15 protein-coding genes are annotated in these 17,064 nt (G+C 68.6%); 10 read left to right on the top strand and 5 right to left on the bottom strand.

From position 1 onward, the window contains the following. The 8 genes from LXT13_RS00195 (at position 1) to LXT13_RS00165 (ending at position 7,329) form a co-directional block, all read left to right on the top strand. Positions 1–846 carry a cupin domain-containing protein gene (locus tag LXT13_RS00195; RefSeq protein ID WP_233369582.1) on the top strand — a complete coding sequence of 282 codons (846 nt, stop codon included), beginning with the start codon at positions 1–3 and terminating at the stop codon, positions 844–846. Positions 847–848: 2 nt separating this feature from the next. Beyond that, positions 849–1,670 carry an alpha/beta fold hydrolase gene (locus LXT13_RS00190; RefSeq protein ID WP_233369581.1) on the top strand — a complete coding sequence of 274 codons (822 nt, stop codon included), beginning with the start codon at positions 849–851 and terminating at the stop codon, positions 1,668–1,670. A 99-nt stretch (positions 1,671–1,769) separates the two neighbouring features. Further along, positions 1,770–3,974, top strand: a complete 2,205-nt coding sequence (locus tag LXT13_RS00185) for a beta-glucosidase (protein ID WP_233369580.1) — start codon at positions 1,770–1,772, stop codon at positions 3,972–3,974. 61 nt (positions 3,975–4,035) lie between these two features. Continuing rightward, positions 4,036–4,167 (top strand): hypothetical protein, encoded by a 132-nt coding sequence (locus LXT13_RS28345; protein WP_255719193.1) that lies wholly within the window; start codon positions 4,036–4,038, stop codon positions 4,165–4,167. 78 nt (positions 4,168–4,245) lie between these two features. Beyond that, positions 4,246–5,115: a glycoside hydrolase family 30 protein gene (locus LXT13_RS00180; RefSeq protein WP_233370301.1), complete on the top strand. Its 870-nt coding sequence runs from the start codon at positions 4,246–4,248 to the stop codon at positions 5,113–5,115. 6 nt (positions 5,116–5,121) lie between these two features. After that, positions 5,122–5,520: a glycoside hydrolase family 30 beta sandwich domain-containing protein gene (locus tag LXT13_RS00175; RefSeq protein ID WP_233369579.1), complete on the top strand. Its 399-nt coding sequence runs from the start codon at positions 5,122–5,124 to the stop codon at positions 5,518–5,520. Between the two features lie 115 nt (positions 5,521–5,635). Then, positions 5,636–6,535: a DUF4437 domain-containing protein gene (locus LXT13_RS00170; protein ID WP_233369578.1), complete on the top strand. Its 900-nt coding sequence runs from the start codon at positions 5,636–5,638 to the stop codon at positions 6,533–6,535. Continuing rightward, positions 6,532–7,329, top strand: coding sequence for a maleate cis-trans isomerase family protein (locus LXT13_RS00165; protein ID WP_233369577.1), 798 nt, complete (start codon positions 6,532–6,534; stop codon positions 7,327–7,329). Before LXT13_RS00170 ends, LXT13_RS00165 begins: the two co-directional genes overlap by 4 nt. Before the next feature lie 105 nt (positions 7,330–7,434). Here the strand turns inward: LXT13_RS00165 and LXT13_RS00160 are convergent, their stop codons facing one another. Next, positions 7,435–9,045 (bottom strand): FAD-binding oxidoreductase, encoded by a 1,611-nt coding sequence (locus tag LXT13_RS00160; RefSeq protein ID WP_233369576.1) that lies wholly within the window; start codon positions 9,043–9,045, stop codon positions 7,435–7,437. A gap of 188 nt (positions 9,046–9,233) precedes the next feature. On the opposite strand from LXT13_RS00160, the gene LXT13_RS00155 reads away from it, so the two are divergent. Then, positions 9,234–10,463, top strand: a complete 1,230-nt coding sequence (locus tag LXT13_RS00155; RefSeq protein ID WP_233369575.1) for an MFS transporter — start codon at positions 9,234–9,236, stop codon at positions 10,461–10,463. Next, entirely contained in the window at positions 10,460–10,936 is a 477-nt protein-coding gene (locus tag LXT13_RS00150; RefSeq protein WP_233369573.1) for a (2Fe-2S)-binding protein, read from the top strand. Before LXT13_RS00155 ends, LXT13_RS00150 begins: the two co-directional genes overlap by 4 nt. Positions 10,937–11,153: 217 nt before the next feature. Here LXT13_RS00150 and LXT13_RS00145 read toward each other — a convergent pair whose 3' ends face one another. The 4 genes from LXT13_RS00145 to LXT13_RS00130 form a co-directional block, all read right to left on the bottom strand. Further along, complete coding sequence (locus LXT13_RS00145) at positions 11,154–11,834, bottom strand: hypothetical protein (protein ID WP_233369572.1); 681 nt, start codon at positions 11,832–11,834, stop codon at positions 11,154–11,156. 176 nt (positions 11,835–12,010) lie between these two features. Beyond that, positions 12,011–13,030, bottom strand: a complete 1,020-nt coding sequence (locus LXT13_RS00140) for a zinc-dependent alcohol dehydrogenase family protein (protein ID WP_233369570.1) — start codon at positions 13,028–13,030, stop codon at positions 12,011–12,013. 9 nt (positions 13,031–13,039) lie between these two features. Further along, positions 13,040–15,190 (bottom strand): xanthine dehydrogenase family protein molybdopterin-binding subunit, encoded by a 2,151-nt coding sequence (locus LXT13_RS00135; protein WP_233369568.1) that lies wholly within the window; start codon positions 15,188–15,190, stop codon positions 13,040–13,042. Further along, positions 15,187–17,064 (bottom strand): hydantoinase B/oxoprolinase family protein, encoded by a 1,878-nt coding sequence (locus LXT13_RS00130; RefSeq protein WP_233369565.1) that lies wholly within the window; start codon positions 17,062–17,064, stop codon positions 15,187–15,189. Before LXT13_RS00130 ends, LXT13_RS00135 begins: the two co-directional genes overlap by 4 nt.

The raw sequence follows: 17,064 nt of genomic DNA, 5'->3' as shown, positions 1-17,064 counted from the left end.
ATGTTGAACCGCCCTCACACCGAGTTCGTCCAGGCGCAGATGCTGCCGTGGCGCCGCATCCCGCCCGGCGCGGCGCGGCCCGATGCCGAGTACAAGTACCTCAGCCGAGACCCCGACACCGGCGCCTGCACCTGCCTGATCCGCTACCCGGCCGGCTGGTCCCGCCTGGCCGACGAGACCCTCGACGCCGCAGAGGAGTTCTACGTGCTGGAGGGCGAGCTGGAGATCAACGGCCTGCACTTCGGCGCCGACCGCTACGGGCAGGTGCCGCGCGGCCTGCTGCGGCACTCGATGTCGACGCGACGCGGCGCCGTCGTGCTGACCTTCTTCGACGCGCGGCCCGAGCTGGGGCCGCCGGTACCGCAGGCTGGCCTGCCCAGCATCGGCCAGCGCGACGTGCTGCACATGCCCTGGGACATGCGGCTCAACGACCAGAAGCTGGCCCACCTGGGCATCTCTCGCAAGGACTTGCGCACCGACCAGAAGACGGGCGAGCGCACCTTCCTGTCGATGATGCTGCCGCACTCAGAGCCGCCGGGCTCGCAGGGGCCGCGGGAGTCGCACCCGGTCGTCGAGGAGTGCTTCGTCATCGCCGGCTCGCTGGTGGGCCCCTATGGCGAGATGCATGCCGGCGCCTACTTCTGGCGGCCGCCCGGCATCCCCCACGGCCCCTTCGGCACGCGCTGGGGCTGCGTGGCGCTGATCCGTTTCGTCGGCGGCCGCCACGTCAACATCTGGACGACCGACGAGGCGCCCTTCGACTTCCACCAGCCCTACGCGCCGGTGCTACCGCCGGACCTGGCCCACCTGCGCGACGTGCCCTACCTGCCGGCGCGCGGCTACTGACGATGTGGATCGACCGGCATTTCCTGCGCCTGCTTGACGGCCGGCTGGTGCACTACCGAGCCGCCGGCACCTCGCGCCCCGGCGAGCTGCCGTTGCTGCTCGCGCACGCCGGGCCAGGCTCGTCGGCCGGGCTGGCCCCGCTGATCGGCGAGCTGGCCGCGCAGCGCCGCGTCATCGCGCCGGACATGCCGGGCAACGGCGACTCAGACCCGCTGCCTCAGTCCCAGCCGGAGCTGTCCGACTACGTGGACCAACTCGTGCAGACGCTGGACCGGCTGGGACTGGACCAGGTGGACTACTGCGGCCAGCACAGCGGTGCCCACATCGGCGTCGAGCTGGCGCTGCGCCACCCCAACCGCGTGCGCCGCCTGGTGCTGGACGGGCTGGGCGTCTTCCCGCCCGCGCTGCAGCAGCAGATGCTGGAGCGGTATGCGCCGCCGATGCAGCCGGACGAGCATGGCGGCCACCTCGCCTGGGCCTGGCAGTTCGTCGGCGAGATGTTCGTGCACTTCCCGCACTTCCTGCGCGACCCGGCGCACCGCCTGATGCTGGGGCCGGTGCCGCCGGCGGCCGCGCGCCACGCGCTAGTCGTCGAGCTGCTGAAGGCCCTCCCCACCTACCACCTGGCCTACCGCGCGGTGTTCTCGCATGCGACCGCGGAGCGGCTGCCACGGCTTCGGCTGCCCACGCTGCTGATGGCCGCTGAAGGCGACCCCATGCGCGACTACCTCGACGCCGCCGCCGCGCTGCTACCAGCCAGCCGCGCAGTGCTGGTACCCCGCGAGGCAAGGGCGGCCGAAGTGATGGCCTTCCTGACGGCCTGATTCACCGGCAGGCGAACAACGCCGCGCCACCGCTTAACGCAGGCCTGGCCGACTGCCAGCATGGGGCCCCCATACCCTGTGACGCCACCCATGACCGCCATGAACCTGACGCCTCGGGCGCGCCGTGCGCGCCGACTTCTGTGCTCGCTCCTCGTGCCGGCCTGGCTCGCCGCGCCGGCCACTGCGCAGAACCGCGAAGACGCCGACGCCCGCGCCGCCAGCATCGAAGCTCAGATGACCGACGCCGAACGCCTGAGCCTGCTGGTCGGCGTCATGCCGCTGACCATCCCGGGGCTGAAGGCGGATTTCCCGGCCAACATCCCGCCCTCCGCCGGCTATGTACCCGGCGTCCCGCGGCTGGGCGTGCCGGCCCAGTTGGCCACCGACGCCAGCCTGGGCGTGGCCAACCCCAACATGGCGCGGCCCGGCGATGTCGCAACGGCGATGCCCTCCGGCCTGGCGCTGGCCGCGTCGTTCGACCCGGCGCTGGCCGCCCGCGTGGGCGCCACGGTCGGGCGCGAGACGCGGGCCAAGGGCTTCAACGTGCTGCTGGCTGGCGGCATGAATCTGATGCGCGACCCTCGCAACGGCCGCAACTTCGAGTACCTGGGCGAAGACCCGCTGCTGGCCGGCACGCTGGCCGGCCATGCGATCCGCGGCATCCAGCAGCAGGGCGTCGTCTCGACGATCAAGCACTTCGCGCTGAACGGCCAGGAGACACTGCGCTTCTACGCCGACTCGGTCATCGACGAGCCCGCGCTGCGGGAGAGCGAGCTGCTGGCCTTCCAACTGGGCATCGAGATCGGCGAGCCGGGCGCCGTCATGTGCGCCTACAACCTCGTCAACGGCCACAAGGCCTGCGGCAACGACTTCCTGCTCAACCAGGTCCTCAAGCGCGACTGGGGCTACAAGGGCTGGGTCATGTCGGACTGGGGAGCCGTCAGCGACGCGAGCTTCTTCAACGCCGGGCTGGACCAGCAAGCCGGCAGCCAGCTAGACAAACAGGTCTGGTTCCGCGAGCCGCTGAAGGCGCTGATTGACGCCGGCCACGTGACGAAGGCCCGCGTGTCCGACGCCGTGCGGCGCATGTTGCGCAGCTTCTTCGCGCTGGGCATCGACAAGCCCTACAAGGCCGAACCCATTGACTACAAGGCCAACGCCCAGGTGGCGCTTGAGGCCGCACGCGCGGGCCTGGTGCTGCTGAAGAACGACGGCTTGCTGCCGCTGGACAAGGTCGCGAAGTCCATCCTGGTCGTCGGCGGCCATGCCGACTTCGGCGTGCTCTCGGGCGGCGGTTCAAGCCAGGTCTTCCCAAGCAACGGCAAGGTCCGCTTTGTCGGCGGCGATGTGGACGACCCGTCGACTACCTTCACTCGCCAGGTCTACACGCCCAGAGCGCCGTTCGCCGCACTGAAGACCGCCCTGCCCGACGCAAAGTTCCGCTTCAACTCGGGCTACTCGCCAGACACGGCGGCGGCCTACGCGGCACAGGCAGACGTGGTCGTCGTGTTCGCCACAAAATGGGAGGGCGAGGCCATCGACTCCGGTTCGCTGGCGCTGCCGCAGGGCCAGGACGAGTTGATCGCCAAGCTGGCGGCCGCCAACCGGAACGTCGTCGTCGTGCTGGAGACCGGCAACCCGGTCACCATGCCCTGGCTGCGCGACGTGCGCGCCATCGTGCAGGCCTGGTACCCCGGCCAGGAAGGCGCGCAGGCGATTGCCGAGGCGCTGACAGGGGCCATCAACCCCTCAGGCCGGCTGCCGGTCAGCTTTCCGCAATCCATCGCGCAGTGGCCGCGCGCCGCGCTGCCGGGCCTGGGGCTGGTCGAGCGCACGCCGGTCAAGGTCATCTACGACGAAGGTGCCGACGCCGGCTACCGCTGGTTCGCGAAGACCGGCCTGACACCGCTGTTCCCCTTCGGCCACGGCCTGAGCTACACGCGGTTCACGCACAGCGGTGCCTGGGCACGCCACGACGCGAAGCAAGGCGTGGAGCTGGGCGTGACCGTCAGCAACGACGGCGCGCTGGCCGGCGCCGATGTGCCGCAGGTCTACCTCATTGCGCGCAACGGGCAGAAGCTGCAGCGCCTGGTGGGCTTCGGCAAGCTGGCGCTGAAGGCCGGGGAGCGCCAGACGCTGACCGTCAAGGTCGACCCGCGCCTGCTTGCCGACTACCGCAGGGACAAGGGCCAGGGCGGCTGGACGGTACCCGCCGGCACCTACACCTTCGCCTTCGGCAAGAGCGCGGCCGAGCTGGGAGAGCCGGTGGCGCTGACGCTGCCGGGGCAGCGGCTGAAGCCCTGATCCGCCGCCGCTCGAATCACCGCAATCAGGAACACATGGCGTGCTGAATCGACGATCCTCAATGAAGCTGTTGCTCGCCTCCGCAACCGCATCGACCACGGCAGGCATGCAAGAGCTGGCCGGCGCGGCGAACCCGGCAAAGCCGTCGCCCGCGGCAGGCAACGTCGAGATCGGCTGGGTGGTGACGGGATAGAAGTCCCGCTGGCAGCCGCACGCCGCCCCGGCCCTGCAGCCGGCATCGACGCGGCCGTTCTCGCGCTCGCTGATCGTGATGCTGGACAAGCCTGCCCAGCTCATCGATGGCATTGGTGGCGCCTTCAGCGAGAAGGGCTGGCAGGCGCTCTCGGCCCTGTCGCCAACGCTGCGGCAGCAGGCGATGGAAGCCTTGTTCTTGCCTGCAGGCGCCAACTTCTCGCTGTGCCGAAGCCCCATCGGCGGCAATGACATCGCCAAGGACTTCTACAGCTATGACGAGGTGGACGGTGACTTCGCCCTGCAGCATTTCAGCGTTGAGCCTGACAGCAAGACCCTGATCCCCTTCATCCACGCTGCACAGGCGATTCGCCCGGACCTGCGCCTGTGGGCTTCGCCCTGGTCACCGCCGTTGTGGATGAAGACCAACAAGCACTATGCGCAGGGGCCGGCCTGGGCGGGCATGTCGCCCAACGGCATCCGGCCCGAGCAAATCGTGAAGTCCGGCGAGGATGGCTTCATCCAGGAGGATCGCTATTTCGACGTCTATGCCCGTTATTTCAGGCGCTACATCGAGACCTATCGGGAACTGGGTATCCGCGTCGACCGGGTGATGCCTCAGAACGAGTTCAACTCTTCGCACCCCTTCCCGAGTTGCTGCTGGTCGGCCAAGGGTCTGGCGCGCTTCATTCCCCACTTGCACCGGGAGATGCAACCCTTGGGCGTGGACATCGTTCTGGGCACACTCGAACGCAGCCGCGCCGACATCGTCAGCGCGATCGTCAACGACCCGGTCGCCGGGGTCCTGATCAAGGGGGTGGGCGTGCAGTGGGCGGGCAAGGGCGCGCTCGAGAAGATCCGCGAGGAACACCCCCAACTGACCATATGGAGCTCGGAGCAGGAGTGCGGCAACTGCAGCAACGACTGGCACTACGCGCGCTACGGCTAGTCCCTCATGCAGAAGTACTTCCGCAACGGCGCCAGCGCCTGGCAGTACTGGAACCTGGCATTGCCCGTCAACGGCATGAGCGGATGGGAATGGCCGCAGAACGCGCTGGTGTCGGTCGACACGATCAAAGGCACCTACCGCCTGACGCACGACTACTGGCTGATGCGCCATCTCAGCGCCCATGTGCGGATCGGCGCCCACTACCTGCCGACCGTGACTTCGCTCGGCTATGACAACGCGCTGGCCTTCCGTAACCCGAATGGTGATGCGGTCCTGGTCATGTTCAACGAGATGGCGGATCCGCTACCGCTGGTGATCAGCCTGGGCAAGCAACAGCTCGCTTTGACCCTGCCCGCGGACTCCTTCAGCACCGTCCTGATTCCAGCCAGGCATTTGCAGGCCTGACCCGTCACGCGACCGTCCGTTCAACAGGTGGACACAGCGGCAACCTCGATTGGCGCCACGGAAACTGGCCGCAATCATGACAGCACCCCCCCAAGCTGACACGAGGTAACCCGCCATGCGACCGCATGTAGAGCTCATCGACGAGAAAGACCTGATCTGGCACCCGGCCGAACTGCCGCACGGCAGCGGCGAAGCGCGCCAGCGCAACCTGAACTATTGCGAAGAAAAAGGCGAGGCCTCGCTGCTGGTGGAGTTCACCAGCGACTGGACCCGCCCGGCCGGCCTGCACGCGGCACAGACCGAGTGGTACGTGCTGTCGGGCGAGATCAGCGTCGGCGAGCAGGTGCTCGTGAAGGACGACTATCTGATGGCCCCGCAAGGCGTGCTGATGCCCGCCGTCAAGGCCAAGGCCGGCACGCGCATCCTGCTATTCCGCGAGTACGCCGACTGGACCTTCACGCCGGGCAACGCGCACGGCGCGAACCGTAACCCCGAGCACGAACTGGTCATCAAGCACGCCAGCAAGATGGACTGGTACGACGTGACCCACCCGACGCACGGCAGCCCGATGGACTTCTCGCGCGGCGGCACGCCGGTGCCGGGCCTGTTCATCAAGCTGCTGCATCACGACAAGGTCACCGGCTTCTACACGCGGCTGATCCATGCCAAGCCGAACTGGAAGGAGCACCCGCTCGCCCACCACCCGTGTTACGAAGAGGCCTTCACGCTGGAAGGCAGCTTCGAATACAACTTCGGCACCATGTACCCGGGCACGTACTTCTTCCGCCCGGCCGGCGTGCGCCATGGCGACTTCGTCGCCGGCGCCGAGGGCACCACCTGGCTGCTGCGCTGCGACGGCCGGCTGGTCGACTGGTACACCGAGAACGCCCGCGTCGAGATGCACGGCGACCCCGTCAACTGGGGCCCCGACTTCCCCGGCAGCGAGCCGCCGGTGCTGCTGCAGGCGACCCGTTCCCGTTCCGTTGGCCCCATGAAAGATCCGAGCTACGTATGAGTCCCCAGAGCAAACCCATTCCCCGTCCTCAAGGTCGCGACACGCTGGGCTGGCGCAAGGTCTTTGCCTGCTTCGGCCCATCGACGAACACCATCGTCGAGCCCGAGTTCGCGGCCATGCGACCGGCAGGCGTCACCAACCAGTACCGCGACATCTACATCGAGAACGCCAAGGCGCTGTCGAACGAGTCTTTCATGGCCGGCATGGACGTGCTGCAGGCGGCCGTCGATGCCGCGATCCGCAGTGCGATGACCGCCGAGCCAGACTACTACGTGATGGGCGTCTCGGCCGTCTCGTTCATCGGCGGTGCAAAGGCTTGCCATGCCCAGCTCAAGCACCTGCGCGAACTGGCCGGCAAGGACTTCAGCGTCGGCCCCATTAGCTGCGTGGAGGCGATGAAGGCCTACGGCGGCATCCGCCGGATCGCCGTGATCTCGCCCTACTACCCGGTAGCCAACCAGCACGTGAAGAACTTCTTCAGTGACTACGGCGTCGAGACCGTGCGCGACCTGCCGTTGCAGTGCACCAGCTGGACCAACATCTCACGCGTGACCGAGCCACAGATTGCAGCTGCCCTGAAGCAGCTTGACGGAGACGACATCGACGCCATCGTTCAGGTGGGCACCAACCTCAGCATGGCGCGCATGGCGCCCTTTGCCGAGCACTTCCTGGACAAGCCGGTGATCGCGATCAATACCGCAACCTACTGGCACGCCCTGCGCACCAACGGCATCATGGACGGCGTTGAAGGCTTCGGCCCGCTGCTGCAGCACCTGGACCTCAAGCGCGACTGACGCGGCTGAACCGCCCCAGCAAAAGGCCCCGTCGTTTCCGCGACGGGGCCTTCCTTTTGCTGCCAGGGCCCGCCGTGCACAGCCGGCACGGCGGCGGGAAAAGGGTCAGCGCAGGTCGCCCAGCCCCAGCACGCCCGGGTTCAGCAACTGGTCGGGGTCGACGGTGGCCTTGATGGCCTCCACCAGATGCCAGCCTGCCGCATCCCGGCTCTGGCGGTAGGGATAGGTGCGGCCAATCTGGAAATGGCCGCAGCCGAAACGCTGAAACACGGCCATCAGCTGCTTGCGGGCCTGCACGACGACGGCCGTTGCCGCGGGGTCGTCCGCCAGCGAGGGCAGCCGCGCCAGGTGCTCGGGTTGGATAGCCACCACGTGCACGGGAAGGCGCTCCCCAGGCCAATAGAAGACGGGCTCAAGCAGCAGCGCATTCGTCGATATCGACGAGAACAAGTAGCCCACCTTGACGCCGCAGCGCTGGAAGTCCGCTGCCATGTCGGCGAAGACCCGCTCGATAGCCTCGAACAGCGCAGCCGCCACCGACAGTGCCGAGACACCATGCACCGGCGCCCAGCGCTCGCCGCCGGGGCCTAGCACGCTGTTCAGCGGCGGGAAGGGCTGGGCGCGGATGACCTTGGCGATCGTGTTGGCGATCTCCTCACCTCGGTATTCGGCGGCGATGCGCCGGGCCTCGGCGATGTCAGCCTGCACACCCGCAGCGCTGCGGCCCTCGGCGATCATATGCAGCGAGTAGTTCTCCTCGCCGACGAAGTCGCGGCCGGCCAGCGCGATCTTGCCGGCCTCCAGTAGTCCCTTCACGAGCGACTTCTGCCGGCCCACGACCGCGCCGAGCGTCTTAACATCGCTGGCCAGCGATGAGCGCTGCATGCGCACGCGCGTGAGGCCCGGGTCGAAGGCGCACATTTCGCTGGCGATGCCAGCACGCGCCATCGCGGCCATCGCCGACAGCAAGTCGCGGCCGGTGCGGAACGCGAAGGACGCGTAGTCCTCGTACGCCGGGTTGGCCATCAGTCGCAACGTGATCGCCGCCTTGATGCCCATGGCGCCGCTGTCGCCGCAGAACAGGCCGGTCAGGTCCGGTCCGTAGTGGCGGAAGAACGGCGCGCCTCCGTCCAAACCGCCGACGCCGGTCCGCAGGATCTGCCCGTCGCCCAGCACGACGGTGAGCCCGACGACACTGTCCGCGGAGATGCCATGCTGGCCCGCGCCGAGCATCGCGGCGTTCTGCGAGATGGCGCCGCCCACCGTCGAGCGCAGGCCCGACATTGGTCCCCAGAACGGTGTGCGCAGGCCCAGCGGCGCCAGCGCGGCACGCAATGCGGCCCAGGTGCAGCCGGGCTCGACGGTGACCGTCATGTCCTCGGCTTCGATGGCGAGGATGCGGTCCATGCGCGACAGGTCCAGCGACACGCAGCGCGGCGAGTTCACGAGGTAGGCGCCGGTGTAGCCCATGCCACCACCACGCGGCGCGACGACATAGCCATGCCGGCGCACGGCCTGCAGCGTCGCGGCGATCTGCTCGGGCCTGGAGGGAGACACGACGAGCGCGACCCGGTAAGTGCCGCGACCCCAGATGTCCTGGCTGTGCAGCGCGCAGGTCGCCTCGTCGGCGCTGACATGCGGCGCGCCCAGGGCGGCCACCAGCTCGGCCTTCAACAGTTCCAGTGCGGCAACCGGCGGGGTTTCGATCTCGAGCATGACGACTCCAGCAGACAACAGGCCTTGCAGACTAGGCCAGGCCCATCGCCGCACGCGGGGCCGACTGGGCCGCTGTTCACTTGCTGGATAGACGGCGACGCTGCCTTCGTGATCGCGCGGGCGCTGGCCATCATGGGTTGAGGGCAGGCCGTGGGCCTGCGCACCGACCGCGTCAGGAGCAGGCTTTGATGAACAGGAAGACAGTGGGCTATGGCGAATTCAAGCGGGGCTGGCCCATCGTGCTGGCGGCTTTTCTCGGCGTCGGGCTGGGGCTGTCGCCGCTGCCGTTCTACACGGTAGGTCTGCTCGCCCCAGAGCTGGCACGCGAGTTCGGCTGGGGCATCGGCCAGGTCTTCTTCGGCATCACGGTGATGACGCTGACTACGCTGGTGACCGCGCCGCTGACGGGCTATCTCGCCATCCGCTTCGGCACGCGGCCAGTGGCGGTCGCATCGACGTTGCTGTTCTCGCTGTCGTTCATGGCCTTCGCGCTGGGCAACGGCAGCTTGACGATGTATTACCTGACCTGGGTCGGCATTGCCGTGCTGGGCGCCGGTACGCTGCCCATCACATGGACGCGCGGCGTCAACGCATGGTTCGAGGAGCGCAAGGGCCTGGCGCTGGGCCTCACTCTGACCGGCACAGGACTGTTCGGCGTCATCGCCAAGCCTTACACCGCGTGGCTGATCGCCAGCTTCGGCTGGCGCGGCGCCTACGTCGGCCTGGGCCTGCTGCCGCTGCTGGTCGCGCTGCCGGTGGCCTACCTGCTGTTCCGCAACGTCGATGGCGACCCGCAGCAGCAGCGCGGCGCACGCACAGAGGTGACCGGGCTGACCTTCACGCAGACTCTTCGCGACTGGCGTTTCTGGCTGATGGCCGCGGCTCTGGTGCCGATCTCGTTCGCGCTCGGCGGACCGATCCCGAACATGGAGAACATCCTCAAGACCAACGGCTTCGAGCGCTCGCAGATCCTGGGCCTCACTGCCTTCATCGGCCTGTCGGCGCTGACCGGGCGGCTCGTCGGGGGATGGCTCATCGACCGTTTCTGGGCGCCGGGCGTGGCCTTCGTCATCCTGTGCCTGCCGGGCATCTCCTGCTGGCTGATCGCACAAGGGCACATGACCCAGACGACGGCGCTGCTGTCCATCGTGCTGATCGGCTTCGCCGTCGGCGTGGAGTACGACCTGCTGGCCTTCCTGGTGGCGCGCTACTTCGGCATGCGCAGCTACGCGCAGACCTATGCGCTGCTGTACTGCTGCTTCGCCATCGGCACGGGCTTCGGGCCGGCGGTATTCGGCTGGAGCTTCGACAAGACAGGGTCCTACGCGATGGTGCTCGCCGGCGCGAGTGCCGCGTTGCTGGCCGGTGCACTGCTGCTTCTGGGCCTGGGCCGCTACCGCGAGTTCGACAAGTCATGAATCACAAGCTGAACGTCAATGGCCAGACCCGCACGGTTGATGCCGACCCTGCCATGCCCTTGCTCTGGGTGCTGCGCGACAAGCTGTCGCTGACCGGCACCAAGTTCGGCTGCGGCGCCGCGCTGTGCGGCGCCTGCACCGTGCATCTCGACGGCCAGGCCGTGCGCGCCTGCGTGACGCCGATATCGGCCGCCGCGGGCCATCGGCTGACGACGGTCGAAGACCTCGCTGCCGGCAGCGACCGCGTGGGCCGCGCCGTGTTGGACGCCTGGGTGGCGCATGACGTGGCCCAGTGCGGCTACTGCCAGGCTGGCCAGGTCATGGCGGCCACGGCCTTCCTGAAGAGGCTGCCGCGCGGCCACCGACCCAGCGATGCCGAGGTCGACGCGGCCATGTCGGGCAACCTGTGCCGCTGCGGGACTTACACCCGCATCCGCGCTGCCGTGATCGACGCGGCGCGAGCCCTCGCCTGATAACGCCGTACCCAAAGACATCGCCCGCACCCGCTTCCGGCGGCTGCGGGCGATGTCTTTGCAGGTAGCACGTCCGGCCGGGTGACGAGCAGACGCGCCGTCCACAGCCGCCAGCCGACCTGTCTCTCAGGCATTCGCCCCAAAACCGTTGCGGACATGGAAAGAGGGGAGCCGAAGCTCCCCTTGCGGTGGCCAGGGCCTGACGCCCCGCCTGCACTCACAGCGGCTTGACCGCCCCCATGAAGGCCACCGACAGGATGATGACCCAGTAGCAGTAGGCGGTGATGCGGCTGCGGCGCAGCGAACGCTCCAGCGTGGCTTCCACGACCGGATTCGGGCCCTTGGCCAGCTCGCGGAACATCATCGTCCACTCGCGCATGACGAAGCGCAGGTACAAGCCGATGACAAGCGTGCCGGAGTACAGCATGACCTTGATCGAGTACCAGCGCTGGCCTGACTCCGCGGCGAACGGGCCGTGGCCCAGCAGCGAGCTGATCGCGCAGACCAGCAGCACGGGGATCAGCACGAAGCGCACGCGCTCGTCGATGATGGTCAGCTTGATGCCAACGTCGGTCTCGCGTCGGAAGAATGCCGTCAGGCACAGGCCCAGCCAGCTCAGCGCCAGCACCCACATGCCGGCCAGCCAGGCGCCCCCCAAGGGCTGCGTGCCCCAGAAGTGCCCCATGTGCAGGCCCAGCGGCAGCAGCAGGATGATGCCGGAGCGGGCCAGGATGTCGATCCGGTAGGCCGTCTCCATGTGGCGGCGGCGCTCTTCCATCGGCAACGAGCGGTTCACGATGTGGCGGGACAGATTGAAGATGCCCCATTCGCCGCCAAGCCAGTACACCATGCAGACGATGTGCACCCATCGCAGCACGGCCAGTTCATTGAATTCCATTTGATCGCTTTCCTTTCATGGATGAGGCAGGGAGGCCTCAATGCCCGTGCCAGGCTCCGCGCGCGTCGGCGTCGGTCGGCTCTCGGCACGATGGCGTTCATGATCAGCGCTAAGGCGCTACCGCGCCGGCTGGCGATGGCTGCTGTTCGGCCTGCGAACGGCTGCCTGTCGTGTTCTCAGCGCCCGCGGATCAGCACCTTGCCGACATGGCCAGCCGCTTGCAGATGCGCATACGCCGCAGCGGCCTCTTCGAAGCCGAACTCGCGGTCGATGAGCGGCGAGAGGCCGTTGGCGGCGGCCGCTTGCACGAGGCGCGCCAACATCGCGCGGCTGCCCGACGTGATGCCCTTAATCGTCAGGTTCTTCATCACCAGCGTCGTCACGTTGGGCACCGCATTGGTGGCATAGCCGCCCAGCGCGCCGATGAGGGCAATGCGCCCGTTCGTCGCTGCCGCGTCGATGGAAGCTGGCAGCGTGGCCATGCCGCCGGTCTCCAGCACGATGTCGGCGCCCTGCCCGCCGCTGACGCGCAGCAGTTCGGCGGCCCAGTCGGGATGGGTGCGGTAGTTGATCGTCAAGTCGGCGCCGAGCGCCCGAGCAACGGCCAACTTCTCGTCGCTGGACGACGTGATGGCCACGCGCGCTCCATGCAGCTTGGCCAGTTGCAGCGCGAAGATGGACACGCCGCCGGTGCCCAGTGCCAGCACCAGGTCGCCGGCCTTCACGCGAGCCCATTCGACAAGCGCATGCCAGGCCGTGACGCCAGCGGCACACAGAGGTGCAGCCTGCTCATCCCCAAGCGCATCGGGTACGGCCACCAGCGCAGCCGCCGGCACCAGCACCGTTTCGGCCAGCCAGCCGTCCAGCGACGTACCGAGGTCGGCGGCGAAGGCGGACATGTGGAAGTCGCCATCCAGCCAGCTGACGAAATGCGGCGCGATGGCGCGATGGCCCACGCGCAGCTCGCCGCAGCCCGGGCCCACGGCGATGACCTCGCCGATACCATCGGACAGCGGCACGCGGCTCTCGGGCCGCAATGCGCCGTAGCGGCCCTGCAGCACCAGCAGGTCGCGGTGGTTCAGGCAGGCCGCGCGCAGGCGCAGCAGCGCCTGGCCGTGGCCGGGTTTGGGAAAAGGTCGCTGCGTGCGGCGCAGGCCGTCCAGGCCCTGCTGCGGGCCGATCTCATACACGTCCATCACAAGTCCTCAGCCCGATGGCGGGTCCAGCCGGATCGGCAGCGAGCGCACTGGGCGGCCCGTCAGCCGTGCCACAGCATTGGCCACGGCCGCGAGGATGGGCACGCTGCCGGGCTCGCCGATGCCCGTGGGCGCCGCGTCGCTCGCGATGCTGTGCACCTCGACCTGCGGCATCTCGTTGAGTCGCAGCACGGCGGCATCGTGGAAATTGCTCTGCTGCACGCGGCCGCCGTCAAGCGTCAGCTCGTTGTGCAGCACGGCGCTCAGGCCGAAGGCGATGCCGCCCTCCAGCTGAGCGCGCAGCGTGCCAGGGTTGATGACGGTGCCGCAGTCCACCGCGCAGACGACTCGCTCGACCACGATGCGCCCCTCCTCCAGCCGGACTTGCGCCACCTGGGCAACGACGGTCTTGTACGCCTCCTGCACGGCCAGGCCCAGCGCACGGCCCGCCGGCAGCGGGCGGCCCCAGCCAGCCCGTTCGGCCGCCAGCCGCAGCGCTGCCGCATGGCGCGGCTGCGCGGCCAGGTGGGCGAGACGGAAGGCCAGTGCGTCCTGGCCCGCAGCGCGGGCCAGCTCATCCATCATCACCTCCTTGCTAAAGGTGGTGTGGTTGTAGCCAAGCGCGCGGTAGGTGTGCACCGGCACGCCGATGTCGGGCTTAACCCAGCGGGTACGGGCGTGTGGCACCGCATAGGCCTCGGCAAGATGGCCTTCGGTGACGAAAGGGTCAGGCCGCGTCGGCGCGCCGGGCTTGGCGAGGCTGGGTGAAAAAGACTGCGCGACGATGGTCTGTTCCACGGCCAGCAGGCGGCCCATTCCGTCCAGCGCGGCGCGCAGCCGGTGCAGGCTCATGGGCCGGTAGTAGCCACCGGTGATGTCGTCCTCGCGTGTCCACATCAGCTTGACGGGCTGCGTATCTCCGGCCGCGGACTGCGCGCGAAGCAGCTCGGCCAGCTCGCTGACCCAGTCGGCGCTGAACGTCGCGCGGCGGCCGAAGCTGCCGCCGCTTGGCAGCGGATGCAGCACGACCTGTTCGGCTGGCAAGCCGAGGATGCGCGCCGCCGCGCGGTGGTCGATGCTGGGGCTCTGGAAACCGCCCCAGATCTCGCAGTGACCGTCGCGCAGCTCGCCGACGACGGCCAGCGGCTCCATCGGCTGGTGGGCCAGGTAGGGCAGCTCGAAGTCCGCCTCCATCACTCGGGCCGCGCCGGCCAGCGCAGTGGCGGTGTCGCCGCGGGTCAGTGTGTCGATGCCGGACTCGCCGCTGGCGGCCAGACGCTTGAACTCGGCCTTCAGCTCCGGGGTGGAGCGTGTCTCGGCCTGGCTGTCGTCCCAATCGATCTTCAGCCGCTGGCGCGCCTGCATGGCCGTCCAGCTGTCATCGGCGACGACGGCTACGCCCTGCGGCAGCCGATGCACGGCGCGCACGCCGGGCAGGGCCAGCGCGGCGCTGGCATCCACGGTGCGAACGCGGCCGCCAAATCGCGGCGGGCGCTGCAGCACGGCCACGCGCTGGCCTGGGCGCTGGATGTCGATGCCGTAGACGACGGCGCCACGCGCCATGTCCGCCGCGCCGAGGCGCCGGCGTTCACGGCCGATCAGTGAGTAGGCGGCGCTGGACTTCAGCGGCACGCCGCTGGGCACCGGCAGCCGGGCCGCGGCCTCGGCCAGCGCGCCGTAGGACAACTGCCGGCCGGTGGCACCATGCAGCACGCGGCTGGCATGCGCCGTCAGTTCGGCCGCTGGCACGCCCCAACGCTGCGCCGCTGCCTGCACGAGCATTGCGCGGGCGACCGCGCCGGCCTCACGCAGCTGCTGCCAGCTGTTGGCGACCGACGTGGAGCCACCGGTGGTCTGGATGCCGAAGACGGTGTGCTTGTAGAGCGCCGGGTTGAACGGCGCCGGCTCGGCATGCACGTCGTGCCAGTCGGCGTCCAGTTCCTCGGCAAGGATGGTGGACAGGCCCGTGGACACGCCCTGCCCCATTTCCAGGTGCTTGATCAGCACGGTGATCTCGCCGCTGGAGGCGATGCGCAGGAACGGTTGGGACAGCCCCGCGCCCGACGCTGCGCCCGCCTCACCAGCCGCCAAGGGCGGCAATCCCAGCACGAGGCCGGAACCGGCCAGCGCGACGAAGCCGCGGCGGCTGATGCCGCTCATGCCGCAGCCGCGTGCCGCGGGCCCGGCCACACCGGCTGCTTGGGCGCCGGCAACCCGGTCTCGGCCAAGCAGCGCTCGCGCAAGGTCTCGATGTCCGGCCCGAAGTTGAAGGTGCCCAGCTCGCCGCGCTTTTCGCGCATCTCGGCCCGCAGCGCCTCGGTGGCCGGCGTGTCCACCTCGCCACCCACCAGCACGACGCCGTAGCGGCGCGCGCCCTCGACCGTCACCAGGCCCTGCTTCAACTCCTTGGCCAGCAGCGCCGGGTCGCGCTGCAGCGGGTCGCCCCAGCCGCCGCCGCCCCAGGTGATGAACTGCAGCTGCTCACCAGCCTTGACCTTGTAGTCCTCGACCTTGTTGGGCAGCACGATCTGGCTGCCGTCGTTCTTGATGAGCACCTTGCGCGCCCGCGTGCCGGGCTCGCCGCCGTTGACGCCCCAGGGCGGCACGAACCAGCGGTCGTCGTGGATGGCGATGACGCCGTCTTCCAGGAAGCGGTAGACCATGTTGATGCCGTTGCCGCCGCGGTGCAGACCCGCGCCGCCGGAGTCGGCCACGGTCTCGTAGCGCTCGATGCGCAGCGGGAAGTAGCGCTCCAGGAACTCGTTGGGTACGTTGGTGAAGCCCGGCCACAGCGAGTGGCCGTCCGGGCCGTCGCCCATCGGCCGGCCAGGGATGCCGCCGAAGCCGATCTGGAACAGTTGGAACCACTGGCCGGCCTTGTCGGTGCCTGCGTAGAACAGGTGCGGCGACGACGAGAAGCCCGCGGCGTTGAGGAACTCGGGCGTCTTCTGGCCCAGCAGGCCGCCGAGGATGTCGAACAGCCGACCCAGCGCGTGCGTGCGGCCCGACAGCGCGGCCGGGAACTTCGGCTTGAGCAGGCTGCCCTCGGGGATGCGCACGTCGATCAGCGGGTAGTAGCCGTCGTTGAACAGGATCTGCGGATCGAAGACCATGATCATGTAGATGCCGAAGAACATCTTCATCATGTTCTCGTTCAACAGGAAGTTGATCGAGGCTTCGGACTGCGGGTCGGTGCCGTCGAAGTCCAGCACCACCCGGCCGTTCTCGCGCCACATCGTGCACTTGATCTTGTAGGGTCCATAGCCCAGACCGTCGTCGCAGACGTAGTCCTCGAAGCTGACCTTCTCCTGCGACACCGACGTGTTGATCAGGTGCTGCATCGCGCGGTGGTTGCGCTCCAGCAGCAGCCCGGTGGCGGCGACGAACACGTCGTCGCCGAAGCGCTCGGCCATCTCGACGACGCGGCGCGCGGCCACACGGCAGGAGGCGATCAGCGCGTTCAGGTCGGCCTTGCACCAGTCGGGCGTACGCACCTGGTGCATGACGAGCTTGAGCAGGTCCTCGTTGTAGACGCCCTGCTTCCAGATCTTGACCGGCGGGATGCGCACGCCTTCCTGGAAGATGGACGTGGCGTCGATGGGCATCGAGCCGGGCACCTTGCCGCCGATGTCGCTCTGGTGGCCGAACATCGACGTGTAGGCGATCAGCCGGCCGTCCTTGAAGACGGGCAGCAGCACCAGCCAGTCGTTGCAGTGGCTGATGGCGCCGCCGACCGAGTAGGGGTCGGACAGGAAGATCATGTCGCCTTCTTCCACCGTGCCCTCGTAGCCTTCCAGGAAGGGGCCGATGTAGCTGCCGAACTGGCCCACGACCATGCGGCCCAGGTGATCGGCGATCAGCGGGAAGGCATCACCCTGCTCGCGGATGCCGGGCGACATGGCCGTACGCACCAGCGTGGCGTCCATCTCGATGCGGGCGTTGCGCAGCGCGTTCTCGATGATGTCCAGCGTGACGGGGTCGACCGTGACGGGCTGGAAGGGCGTGGTGTTGGCCTGGATGATGTGTGCGGGCAT

Origin of the sequence: Pelomonas cellulosilytica, assembly GCF_021353265.1 — a bacterium.
In the GTDB taxonomy this organism is placed as follows: domain Bacteria; phylum Pseudomonadota; class Gammaproteobacteria; order Burkholderiales; family Burkholderiaceae_C; genus Pelomonas; species Pelomonas cellulosilytica.
Note: the sequence above shows the minus strand (reverse complement) of the source record. Positions and strands in the feature narration are given on the sequence as shown.